Annotated in this window: 10 protein-coding genes; 6 read left to right on the top strand and 4 right to left on the bottom strand. The window is 44.2% G+C overall.

Annotated features, from left to right (window positions below; all coding sequences use genetic code 11):
• Positions 1-155: 155 nt before the first annotated feature.
• Positions 156-404, bottom strand: coding sequence for a hypothetical protein (locus L9P36_RS13740; RefSeq protein ID WP_237467985.1), 249 nt, complete (start codon positions 402-404; stop codon positions 156-158).
• 428 nt (positions 405-832) lie between these two features.
• On the opposite strand from L9P36_RS13740, the gene L9P36_RS13735 reads away from it, so the two are divergent.
• Positions 833-2,140 (top strand): GGDEF domain-containing protein, encoded by a 1,308-nt coding sequence (locus L9P36_RS13735; protein WP_237467984.1) that lies wholly within the window; start codon positions 833-835, stop codon positions 2,138-2,140.
• Positions 2,137-4,200, top strand: coding sequence for an EAL domain-containing protein (locus L9P36_RS13730; RefSeq protein ID WP_237467983.1), 2,064 nt, complete (start codon positions 2,137-2,139; stop codon positions 4,198-4,200). Before L9P36_RS13735 ends, L9P36_RS13730 begins: the two co-directional genes overlap by 4 nt.
• Positions 4,201-4,296: 96 nt before the next feature.
• Here L9P36_RS13730 and aroG read toward each other — a convergent pair whose 3' ends face one another.
• A complete protein-coding gene (aroG, locus tag L9P36_RS13725) occupies positions 4,297-5,352 on the bottom strand; it encodes a 3-deoxy-7-phosphoheptulonate synthase AroG (RefSeq protein ID WP_237467982.1) in 1,056 nt (351 codons plus the stop codon).
• A 589-nt stretch (positions 5,353-5,941) separates the two neighbouring features.
• Here aroG and L9P36_RS13720 point away from each other — a divergent pair.
• From L9P36_RS13720 to L9P36_RS13710, 3 genes are read left to right on the top strand one after another with little or no spacing between them, the layout of a single operon-like run.
• A complete protein-coding gene (locus L9P36_RS13720) occupies positions 5,942-6,520 on the top strand; it encodes a YdcF family protein (protein WP_237467981.1) in 579 nt (192 codons plus the stop codon).
• Complete coding sequence (locus L9P36_RS13715; RefSeq protein WP_237467980.1) at positions 6,517-7,080, top strand: hypothetical protein; 564 nt, start codon at positions 6,517-6,519, stop codon at positions 7,078-7,080. Before L9P36_RS13720 ends, L9P36_RS13715 begins: the two co-directional genes overlap by 4 nt.
• A gap of 52 nt (positions 7,081-7,132) precedes the next feature.
• On the top strand, positions 7,133-7,831 hold the full coding sequence (locus L9P36_RS13710) for a class I SAM-dependent methyltransferase (RefSeq protein WP_237467979.1): 699 nt from the start codon (positions 7,133-7,135) through the stop codon (positions 7,829-7,831).
• A gap of 94 nt (positions 7,832-7,925) precedes the next feature.
• On the opposite strand, the gene L9P36_RS13705 is transcribed toward L9P36_RS13710, so the two are convergent.
• Together L9P36_RS13705 and L9P36_RS13700 are read right to left on the bottom strand one after the other, a co-directional pair.
• Positions 7,926-8,948 carry a porin gene (locus L9P36_RS13705; RefSeq protein WP_237467978.1) on the bottom strand — a complete coding sequence of 341 codons (1,023 nt, stop codon included), beginning with the start codon at positions 8,946-8,948 and terminating at the stop codon, positions 7,926-7,928.
• Positions 8,949-9,238: 290 nt separating this feature from the next.
• Positions 9,239-11,440, bottom strand: coding sequence for a hypothetical protein (locus tag L9P36_RS13700; RefSeq protein WP_237467977.1), 2,202 nt, complete (start codon positions 11,438-11,440; stop codon positions 9,239-9,241).
• 276 nt (positions 11,441-11,716) lie between these two features.
• Here L9P36_RS13700 and L9P36_RS13695 point away from each other — a divergent pair, with 276 nt between their 5' ends.
• Positions 11,717-12,358, top strand: coding sequence for an HD domain-containing protein (locus L9P36_RS13695; protein WP_237467976.1), 642 nt, complete (start codon positions 11,717-11,719; stop codon positions 12,356-12,358).
• Positions 12,359-12,419 lie beyond the last annotated feature (61 nt).

The raw sequence follows: 12,419 nt of genomic DNA, 5'->3' as shown, positions 1-12,419 counted from the left end.
GCAATCAATACTGAAGCATACAGCTGAGATATAAAGCTGAAGTCTAACGTTGAGGCATAAAAAAGCCCAAGTTCGACTTGGGCGGAATGCTTCGATTTATTGCGACTGGGATACAATCAAACTAAGGGCAATAGGAGATCGCTCCCTAGGTTGAATTAGTGCTTACGAGGACCTTGGCGCACGAGATCTTGACCCGTTTGAAACACCTCTTCTGTGACATAGCGAGCAAGCAGCAGTTGATGCTTATCATCCAACACAGCAACAAAACGACGACCATCGCTATTGCTGGTTGCCATGGCAACACCAGCCGCGTTATTGAGACCAAAACCACCATTTTCAATCGCAATTAAAAATTCTTCGAGTTTGGCTAAGCTGTCAATCATCTCTTGGTTTGCGTCTAACATCGTTCTTTCCTTTCCTAAAGCGATGTGCAGCAGTCTAGCAAAAGCAAGCATGATTGCTAGATCTATGCGTATCCAGCTCAAGCGCACCTTATGCAAATCCACCCCAATCACTGTAAATTTTGCACATGTATTGTGCGTATTGGTCATCTTTTTGCCGACATTTCATGGCCCGAGTCATCAACACTTCACTATGCAACATGTCTAATATTTAATGCATTCAAGCATTATAGAATGGCCGCCCATTTATATTTTTGCGTTTTTTATTGATGCATGTCACTATACGCGCCGATCGAATATCCATTCATTTCAAAAGAATAGTGACGCACATCAAAATATTTTGTTGTAATGATAACAATGGCAATTTGACCTTAACCGGATGATAAATAGAATCCTCCGCCCCATAATGAAAATGATACAGCCATATTTCTATGCAAAGTCAACATGAAAAACATCAGGCTATTTTGAGTGGCTTCTTCTTCTTTAAAGTGTTTCTCATTTCATTGTTGGTTACATCGCTGGTTTATCATTCCTATAACATTTTTCATGTCAAAGACTTAAATCGTCAGGTGGTCAGTGATTACTCACAAATCTACGCCATCATTCGCCGGTTCAACGCTTACTACAACAACACCAGCTCCACTTTAACCGTTGCCGGTCAATACGACAGCGATCCCGTGAGTGTGCTGGTCAACGAAACTACCGAAGTCAAAGATTTAACCCCTGGCATTAAAGAGCTGCATCAAGAGTTAAAGCAGATCCTTGGCAATAATCTTTGGACAGTGGCCGTACTGGCCTACCCTGCGGGGTATAGTCACTTCTTGCCGCTACGCGAACGCTATAAACAAGATTTCACCAATTACAATCAAAACACATTGATGGTCAACATCATTGAGCGCGAGAATTTAAGCCATACCTATCAGCATTTTTATGGCTGTAATTTAAAAATATCGCCGGAATATATTGAAAACGGTAGTGAAGCACGTCTGCGTACGATCTATTTACCGATTTACAATAACCGCGCGCTCAATGCGGTATTAGCTGTTGATATTCAGCAGCAATACATTGCAGACTCACTGAATAAATACAATAAAGAGCACTTTACCGTACTCAACAATCAGCAATCAGCAAATAGTTATAGCACCCAATACCTGTTGCCTTGTTCAGATCAAGATCCCATTACCATTGGCGTGAACTATATCGATGTGTTGGAAAAAAGCATTGTCGTTTCCATTTTAATCACCTTATTGGTCTCTGCCGTCACTATTTTGATTAAGCAGCAAGAAGCATCCATTAAACGCGATCGCATGACTAATTTTTATCGCCGTGATTACTACGAATCACGACTGAATAAAATGCATCAATTTGCCATGCTATTGATTGATATTGACCACTTTAAAATGGTCAACGACAACTTTGGTCATAAAAAAGGTGATGAAGTTATTCAAGGCTTAGCGCGTATTATTGAACAGCAGATTCGAAACGATGACATCGCCATTCGCTGGGGCGGTGAAGAGTTTATTGTGCTATTTCAGAGTATGAGTGCACATCACCTGCAAGACAAAGCAGAGCGTATTCGCAAAGCGGTTGAAGAAACCCCCATTGCAGGGCTACATATGACCATTTCCATTGGTGGGATTTCAACCAACAACAGCGCCTTTAGCAGCGCCTATAAATTGGCTGACTCTGCGCTCTATGAGTCCAAACGTCGTGGTCGGAATATGGTAACCATGGCATGATCGAGTATTTTTTAGCGGTCAAGCAAAAGAGCCTAAAAGACCGTCTGTTCTATGGCTTTCTTAGTTATATCAGCACCCTATTAAGCTTTTATCTCTGTAGTCAGTCGCAAGGTTTAGTGGCGCAGGTGCAACTTATCTCCATCTCCACAGGGGTCATCGTTGCGCTGTCATTTATCTATGGTCACAGTGGCATCGTCGGTGTGTTTGCTGGGTTAATGACCCACTATATGCTGTTTGATCCAACCCCTGATGGCATGGGATATCTCTACAGCATCACCATCACAGTGCTCATGCTGTTGTCACAATCTCTGTTTACCCGCATCTATCACCAGCACTATGCGTCGCGGTGGATTTTTGCCTACTTTGTCTTTTTAGTACCCGGGCTATGTGCATTTACCGTGGGTTTGTTTTCGCCAAATACCTATACCCCAGCGCAGGCTTTTAATCTATTTTTAACTGACTCCATCGGTATTTTACTTGCAGCCCCGGTAGCCGGTTTGATTGCCACCCACATGCATCAAAAACACCAATGGCAAGCACTCATTCAACAATTTAAGCGCACATCCACCAGCCGTCATCTATTTAAATTTGCAGTGATCACCGCTATTTTCTTTTTGTTAAATTATGAAATACATGGTGAAAATGGCTATATTTTATATCTATTTTTATTGCCACTACTGATTATCACTGCTTTTAACTTTTCTGAATTAACGCAGATTTTACTCATCATCATCGGCTACAGCCTGTTTATTATTGATAATCAGCAATTAGATTTATTGACCTTCAATACGCGGCTAACTATTTTCTTTATGTTCTCTTTGGTCGTCTACATTATGTTAGATTTCAAATATTCATTACGTAAAGAAACGCAGCGCTCCAATCGTGCCCTTTATTTTGATCATCAAAGTAATTTCGGCACCTTTCAAAAATTGGATCACGACACCATTCAGCGTAATGACTTTATTGTTGCCGCCATTGATCTCAGCGAGATATTTAAACAGCCACTGAATAAGCGCGATCAGACCCTGCGAAAAATCTCCAAGTGTATTCGCGATCATACCGACTATTACTCAGATAGTTATATGCTCTATGATGTCGCATCCTTAGTGATCATGATTGAAAACAATCTCAGGGCCATTGGCCGCTTGGAAAAGCTTGCGCCAACTATTAACCATGCGCTCAAGGCTGATGGCATTAATTTTCATATTCACCATATCTTTTTTTGTCGCTGCCACAAAGGCAATCGCATTCGCCAAACGATCAACCTGCTGCATATGAATATTCGGCTCAATGATCACCGCCATCCGCAGCCACTCGTCGATTGTGCCAATAGCCACTACACCCCTTATATCAACTTATTGGAACAAATCAGTACCGATGATATTCATCTCGTACGGCAAAACTACCAAAGCAAACAAACGGACAAAGCCGTCAGCTTTGAGCTGTTGTCGCGCTTTTACCACGGCGGCGAACCCTTAAATACAGAGCAGCTATTTTATTGCGCACATCGTCTGGGGCATATGGAAAGCTTAGAGCTGGCAATTTTAAACAAAGCCCTACGTTACCTGCAGGATTTGCCTGAAAATAACTATGAGTATGGCTCGATCAATCTATCGCCAGATTTTCTCAGCACCAGCACAGGGATTGAGCATCTCCTTTACAGTGTTGATAAGCTCAATTTATTGCCACATAAGGTCTGTGTGGAAGTGGTTGAGTCCGGCACCATTCGAAATGTGGAAGTGCTGAGCCATAACTTGCAGCGTCTGCGCAATGCCGGATTTATCATTGCATTGGATGATTTTGGCGCCGGCCATTCCACCTATAACCAGCTGCTCAATATGCCCATTGATACAGTAAAAATCGACGGCTCTTTGGTTCGCGATTGTTACCAAGATGCGATTAAACGCGCGATTATCGAAAACCTACGTGAAGTCACCAAACTTGCCAATATCAAGATTGTGGCTGAATGTGTGGAGACCCAAGCTGAGCAGGCGTGGCTACAAGATCTTGGTATTGATTATTTGCAGGGCTATCTCATTCACAAACCAGAAGCCGTTTAGCCAGCCCAGAGAATACCAATAGCGTCAGAAAAACAAGCACGCCAAAAAACAAAAAGCCGGCTGAATGCCGGCTTTTCAATATCGGTATGTTTGCCATTAGCCGCGACGCGTTTGCACCGCTTTCGCCAATAGACGTAGCATGGCTTCAGTATCATCCCAACCAATACATGCATCGGTAATGCTCTGACCATAGGTCAGCTCTTGGCCTTCCACCAAGTCTTGGCGGCCTTCAACCAAGTGGCTTTCAACCATCACACCAAAGATTGCTTTGTTACCCGCAGCGATTTGACCAGCCACATCTTCAGCAACCGCATTTTGGCGTTTAAACTGCTTCTCACTATTGGCATGGCTAAAGTCGATCATCACTTTTTCACGCAAGCCGGCAGCTGCCAATTTGCTGGTCACCGCGTTCACATCTGCGGCGCTATAGTTTGGCGCGCTGTTACCACCACGCAAAATGACGTGACAATCATCATTACCCGCAGTGTTCACAATGGCAGAATGGCCATATTTGGTCACTGACAAAAAGCAATGTGGCGAGCTTGCTGAGCGAATTGCATCGGTCGCAATTTGGATATTGCCGTCTGTGCCGTTTTTAAAACCAACAGGGCATGACAAACCGGATGACAACTCGCGGTGTACTTGAGATTCCGTGGTACGTGCACCAATCGCGCCCCATGAGATCAAATCACCCATATATTGCGGGGTGATCATATCCAAAAATTCACTCGCCGCTGGCAAACCTAAATTATTCACATCTGAGAGTAATTTACGGCCAATACGCAAGCCTTCATTGAGCTGGTAACTATTGTTGAGATACGGGTCGTTAATTAGACCTTTCCAACCCACAGTGGTACGTGGCTTTTCAAAATAAACACGCATCACGATTTCAAGATCATCTTTCAGCGCTTCACGCAAAGCCATCAAACGCTCAGCATATTCAAGCGCAGCAACTGGATCATGAATAGAGCAAGGACCAATTACAACAAGCAGACGATCATCTTGATCATTCAGCATTTGGTGAATAGCCTGGCGAGATTGAAATACGGTTTGTGACGCTTTTTGCGTTGCAGGGAAACGCTCAAGAATGGCCACTGGCGGTAAAAGCTGTTTAACAGCACTAATACGAACATCATCAATTGGGTATTGCATTTTCTCTTTCCTTTGAGTGCTGAGCTACTGCTCGCGCCGCAGTAAAACCACTCAGCTTTGTTCTTCCATTCGGTTAAATTAACGGCAAGCACGATATCGTGCAACGCTTAATTTGGCAGCGATCCTGTATTTCGATGCAATTGACCACAGCAGAATGTGAAGGCACTCAGTAAAGAATCAGTAAAATCTCCTCATTTCCCCGATATTGCTTTTTCACTTCTTGAATTTTTCGAGTAATCGTCTAGCAAGATGCGCTTTCTTAGAGCCGCACCCTCAGCTATTTTTCTGACGGCTCATCCCTGCTTTTGTGAGCCATACGTCGCTTAAATTTAGATGCATATGACCGGCTTATTCGACATAGATGGGTTTACCCACCACTCTTGGCCAGCTCATATACCCACTCACACCTGAAGTGCCAAGCGTGCAAGCTAAAAAAGATATGGAAAGGATACAAAGACATTTCAATGAAAAATGAGAAACACCCCATTGAATGCATAGCGATTTCATTAGATTTTTACGTTAAATTTCAATCAAATAAATACAAGAACTTCACTTGAAATAACACCTATCATCCAGATTGGAGATTTGCGTGAAAAAAACGCTCTGTATCATATTTGTGCTGCTTGCATACCCAATCTATGTGATGTTTTCCATCTACTTCTATTCATTCAAGTCATCCCATGAAACAGCTGATGCCGCCATCGTTTTAGGTGCCGCGGTTTGGCATGGTCAACCATCACCCGTTTTTGAACAAAGAATTAAACATGCCATCAAGCTGTATCATGCCAAGCAAGTCAGCACATTAATTTTTACCGGCGGGATAGGCGAAGGCGATCGCCAGTCAGAAGCCGCTGTCGGCAGAGCATATGCGATCCGTCATGGCGTGCCAGCCGAAGCCATACTGATTGAAGAACAATCCAAAGTAACATTTGAAAATTTACGCTATGCCGCCGCCTTGATGACAAAGAACCAGATTCAATCCGTCCTCCTTGTCAGTGATCCACTGCATATGAAACGTGCAATGCTTATCGCGCACCAGGTTGGTATTCACGCAGAACCCTCACCCACAACCACCAGCCGCTATCAAAGCCTTCGCGCTAAGGGCAATATGTTGCTGTCTGAAACATATTACTACCTAGGGCTTCAGCTTAGATTCATCACGCAATGAACAATAACTTTAAATTAATTATCCTCGTCGTATTTATTGTCACTGTCATCTTAGGACTGGTAAGTTCGATTCATGTGCCATACCTGCGAAGCAATTTAATCACCTTTGTTTCCTATGGCGTCATTCTTCCAATTTCAATCATTCCGCTTTTTGTTGTTTCTCGCGGTTTTCTCAATCCTAAGGTTCGCCGTTCTAAATTTTTATTCTCAGCGCTTAAATTAAAAGCTACATTCAGCCTAATTGGTGCAATATTCATGATTACATTTTCTTTATATGTGATGGCATGGCCAACATACTGGTTTGCAAGTCAAAAAGTTAAACATGAATTTAGTATTGTCGGTGTCGATACGCGCGGTTCTAAAGGATATATCTATGAACTTCGGATCACAGATCGAAAGCATCATGATGCATACGATATCCCCATATCAAAAACATTGTATCTGCACTATTTAAACCAGTGTCACGGCGCAAAAATACCAATAACCGTCCAATCGTGGTGGGCTGGTAGTGTGATTCATAGGCAAGATGTACAAAATGCTTTTCAAGCATATTGCTTGTGATGAACCAATATAGGGTTTTAACAAATATACGAAGCAGACAAGGAGTCGTATCGTGAGTGTTCAACAGGCTTTTGATAAAGGTGCAAGGGATTATGATTCTGCAAGAAAGCAGCTTATTCCATGCTTTGATGATTTTTATGGAACAGCCTTAGCGCTCATTAATCGCCCTCAATCTGACAGCTTTCAAGTCCTTGATTTAGGGGCTGGTACTGGTCTTTTTACGTCACTGGTCGCGCAGCATTACCCAAACGCATCCTTCACTCTTTGTGATATTTCAAGCGCGATGCTAAGTGAAGCAAAAAATCGGTTTAAACACAGTGCATTCACTATTGATTATCAAACCAAGGATTATTCAGCTGAGCCCTTGGTTGGCAAGTATGACCTGATTATTTCAGCACTTTCCATTCACCATCTCGACGCGCAAGCAAAAGCCGCGCTATTTCAAAACATCTATCACGCATTAAATGAAGGCGGTCAATTTATCAATGCTGATCAGGTATTGGGTGAAACCGCACAACTTGAAACATCATATCGAAATGCTTGGCTCAAACAGGTCAAAGAAAAGGGTGTGACCGCAAATGCCCTATCTGCGGCGCTAGAGCGCATGAAGGAAGATAAGATGTCGACGCTCTCTCAACAACTGCAATGGATGAAAGACGCCCAATTCCAACAGGTCAACTGCTGGTATAAAAATTACAGTTTTGTTGTTTTTTCAGGCGATAAATCATTGGTCATTGCTGATAAAAAATAAATGTATCGCTATACATCCTGATTCAATCAAAAAGCCCGCACATGCGGGCTTTTTGACATTGGTATTTTATTGGCACGGCCAATAAAGCAATTACTTAAAGAAAGTAGCGCACACCAATAGTCCAATAATCATTTTCAGACTCACCAATATCATTGCCTAAATCAAATTGATAGGCTGCAAAACCTGCAAAATCCTCATGGAAATAGTATTCCGCTTGCAGTGCGCTTTGGCTATAAACCTTAAGGTTGTTTTTATCGTCTTCCACTGACTCATAATTAATACTGAGTGTCAGACTGTTTTCAAAACCATAGGCAAGCAAAGCTTCATATTGCGAGGTGTCAGCATATAGGGCGGTGGAGCCGAGTCGAGTATAAAAATATTCATTCATACCATAAACCAGAGCGGTATAGAGCCCTTGACCATAGGTGCCGTAGAACGCAGAAAACAGATGCGAATGGGCGTCATGTTCTAGTCCTAAGAAATCTACATCACCACCGCTATAGGTATAACCCAAGCCAAAGCCTGCAATGGTAGTGCTAAGCGCAATTTGTCCGCGCGCATCAAATTCGGCATCCTTTGGTGGATCTTCTACGGCTTGTTTGCCTTGCCAACCTAACCCCACTTGAAAGGAGAGATCCTCATTCACTTTCAACTGCTTGCGATAACTGAGCATCTTGTCAGCACGCGCTGAGCCCACATCACCTTGCTGCGAATAAAGAAAATCATTGGCAAAGGCGATGGGCAGATCGGCAACGCCAGCGACATCATAATAGGGCGACCACTGCGTACCGGCGACCAATCGACCATAGTGCTCATGCGTCACGCCAATGTAACCAAGGCGCGTGGTGAAGGTGGTATCGCCACCATCAAGAAAATTAATGCCCCACTCACCCATGGCATCCACCGTCACCCCGTTGCCCAGATCATGGGTACCCGAAATATTCAGACGAGGTGATACCTCATGCACTTCGGTGGTATTTTCAAAATATTGCCCAACGCCCACATCCACATAGCCGCCAATCGCTAAGGTGGTGTTGCCTTTGTTATATATCTCAACAGCTAAGCTTGGCGCGCATGCACCAAGGGCGACCACAGCCATTAGTCCTTTCATTTTCATTGGGTTTCCCATCCATACTGTTCAATTCATTGTGAGTATGGAATCTCACGCACAGCGCGGTATGACAATTGGCGGGTGAAATTTGAAAAGAACCATTCACAACGCAATTTCACAAAAAAGAAAGGCAAAATGATAAAAAGCAAGCTACTCAGTTTCGACGGCGCAACAAAAAGCCAGCAACTGCTGGCTTTTCTTTTTGCTTGAACCTGATTTAAAACAGATTCTCGCCAATACACGAAGTCAATCAACAACGTCAATCAAGACACGAAAAGGATAGCAACGCAAAACGCCTAAGGTTTCGGACCAAATTGAACCGTTCCAGTGACTTTTTCCGGCTCTGAAAGCAATCGAATTCGCTCAATTTTTGCAATTTTTCCCCACGCCTTGAGGGTTGGATAGGCAAAATCAGCATCGTCCACCGGGTCCATCCACATCAACGGCTCGCCCTTTTCATTCAATGCTTGCAGCTCTTTGCGCATCTGCTCTGGTGACAAAGATGCCAGCTCGCCCGTTAATGTAATCAGCCAAGGCTGAGACTGGGTGTAATCTTGCCCTTTTTTCAGCGCTATCTTTTGATAAGCAGGACAGCTAATCGCCGCTTGTCCCGAAATATCATAGAAAAATTTCTGTCCTTGACGCGAGGTCAGCGTATATCGAATATTTCGATAGTCTTTGCTGTAATCCACGCCGGATCTTTTCCAATTGAGCGCAAGCTCGTTGTGACCCGCCATGGCAAAATCTGCAATCTGGCACTGCTCTGCAATCGGCTCTGGCACCAGAATAAAGGCTTCGTTTTCCTTAAATTCAAAGCGCGGCGCATAAGATTTTGTCTTAGGTTGATAGCGTGTACTTGGCTCTAACGCGGCCTGGCTTGCAATCGTGGCGTCAGTGAGTAGCGTGCGCTGTAAAATTTGCGGGGTGCTCTTGAGCAAAAGCATCGGGATTTGATGGCTCGGCGCTTTGACAAAACGCACCTCAAATTGCTGTTTTACATCCATATTCAGTTGGAACAAACGACGCTCTGAAGTGCTCGGCAGCGCAAATTGCGCGCCACCTGCGGGAAAAATAAAGCGCACTGAATCAATATCCGCGGCATCCATATTTAAGCCAAAGGTGTAATCTGGCGTTGTGGATTGGCGAGGCCACCGAGGCTGAGTCAAGGTTAGACGCCAAGTCTGCGCATCGATTTGCTGCGCATCGATACGAAAACCTGCGCCTTGATAGTGTCCTTTTCCTGCATCAATGTTTAAAAGGATGGGCTCAAAGGTATGCTGCTGATAAGACGCAATTTCAAGGTTCACCGCCCCTTTCTTGAAGGCTTGATGGGGATAGAGCGCATATTGACGATAACGACCTTGCTCATCACGCTCATAAGGGCCATCTTCCATCATGCTCACAATACTCTGGCGCGGTAGTGATTGCCCTTGTTCATCCTGTATATCGCTTGATAAGAAGCGGGACCATGCATAGGCATTTGCATCATAAACTTTCAATAGCAAAGACGGATTGTGATCACGTGAATCGGTTGATGTTTCCAGCGACGCACGAAGCTCAGGTGCTTGTGTCTCGTCGTTGCCATAACGCGCTTTCATCAGCTCAGTAAGCGGCCATTGATCAGACGAAATTCGATGGCGTCGGTTGTCATTATCATCCGGGAAATAGGTCTCTACCTCAGGTAGATCATCAATGTCCTGATGAATGGCTATCAACACTTCCACATGTCCCTTGAGCGCTTCGTCTGCAAATTCCAATTTGAATAGCGCACGACCATCCTCAAGCTTACCGGTTTGTCGCTCATAGATAACCCAACCGACGATACCAGCATCCTTGGTTTGTAGTTCAGCTGCATCCTTCTCTTTTAGCGGAGTTTGCTGATCCAGCATCGCTTGATTTGCTTGCCCTTGAAAAACCAGCTGCACGCTCTTTTCATTCACTGCGGCGACTTCATAATCCAAAATAAAACCGGCTTGTTTGACCTGTAACTTCGCGCCCAGCTCAAAGGGCAATTGCGGTGGTAATAAGGCGATCACATCCTCAAATTGCATGCGGTTCAATGGGTCTAGTACGATCCCACTTTCCTCGATGGGACGCGGTAAATTGCCCTCGCTGGTCACCTCATAACCATGGCTGCCCTTTTGTGTCAGCACAAATCCCTGCTGCATAAAATCCACTAAAGCTTGCTGATCTGAATTGAGTGTTTCAAAGCTTGAAAAGTCCATACTCTCAAAGTCAGAGTTGACCACAAGATGGTCAAATTGAACCTTCACGCTTGGATCGCGACTCTCACTATTTTTTGTTGCCTGCAATTGGGTCGTAAATGAGATGGACTCACTGCGATCTAAACCATAGGCATCCATGGCAATATCTAGCACAACGCGCGCATGATAGGTTTGCGTATCACCATCCATGGGTTGATAGCGCAGCGTCGGCCCCGCACACCCCGATAACAACACTAACAGTGCAGCGGGCCATAGTAATTGGGTTAATCTCATGTCGAATCCCTTTTGATCATGCGCTGCGCACCAAACGTGCGAGCATTCAATTGGGTGAATCATAACTCATTGTTTTAGATTGATAAAATCAATTAACCTTGAGAGTGAAATCAATCAACATGATTTAATGGCGCGCGAGTCACATTCAGTCAATGGATGGCTAGTACAAGAGAAATACGGATATTATTATTTGCCGATCAATATAACGTTTCTCATTACTTTGATTGGCGCTTTACGCCAACGATAAGCTCAATAAACATCATCATCAGGATCGGCATGGATACACAGACAGAATCAATATTACTTACTTGGGTTGATACGCAAATGACGCAAGACAGCGCACATGATTTAAATCATGTGCTGCGCGTGGTGAAAACAGCCAAACAGCTCTGCCAATTTGAAAGCGCAGAGCCGCGAATTGTGATTCCAGCCGCCTACCTACACGATTGTTTTTCCTTTGCAAAAAACCATCCAAAACGAGCAACAAGCTCAACCATCGCGGCTGATAAAGCCATAGAATTTTTGGCCTCAATTGATTACCCAAAGCAATACCATGACGCCATTCATCACGCGATTGTCGCGCACAGTTTTAGTGCCAACATCACACCCAAAACCATAGAGGCAAAAATCCTTCAAGATGCTGATCGTTTAGATGCGCTAGGTGCCATCGGCATTGCCCGCTGCATTCAAGTAGGCAGTGTGCTAAATATCGCTTTCTATGACGCTTTTGATCCGTCAGCGAACCATCGCCCCCTAGATGATAGCGCCTATAGCGTCGATCACTTCTACCTCAAGCTTTTCAAATTAGCTCAGACGATGCACACCCCATCAGCCAAACTAGAAGCAGAAAAAAGAACGGCGTTTATGCAGAACTATTTAGCGCAGCTTTATGCAGAGGTAAGTCCACACAATGCATGAGGATAACGCCAGTGTCTTTTATTCATCCTATTGAATGACAGGCGTACACGCTGAAGCTATC

Origin of the sequence: Vibrio stylophorae (assembly GCF_921293875.1) — a bacterium.
GTDB lineage: Bacteria > Pseudomonadota > Gammaproteobacteria > Enterobacterales > Vibrionaceae > Vibrio_A > Vibrio_A stylophorae.
The sequence above is the reverse complement of the archived record's forward strand: the minus strand, read 5'-3'. Positions and strand labels throughout refer to the sequence as shown.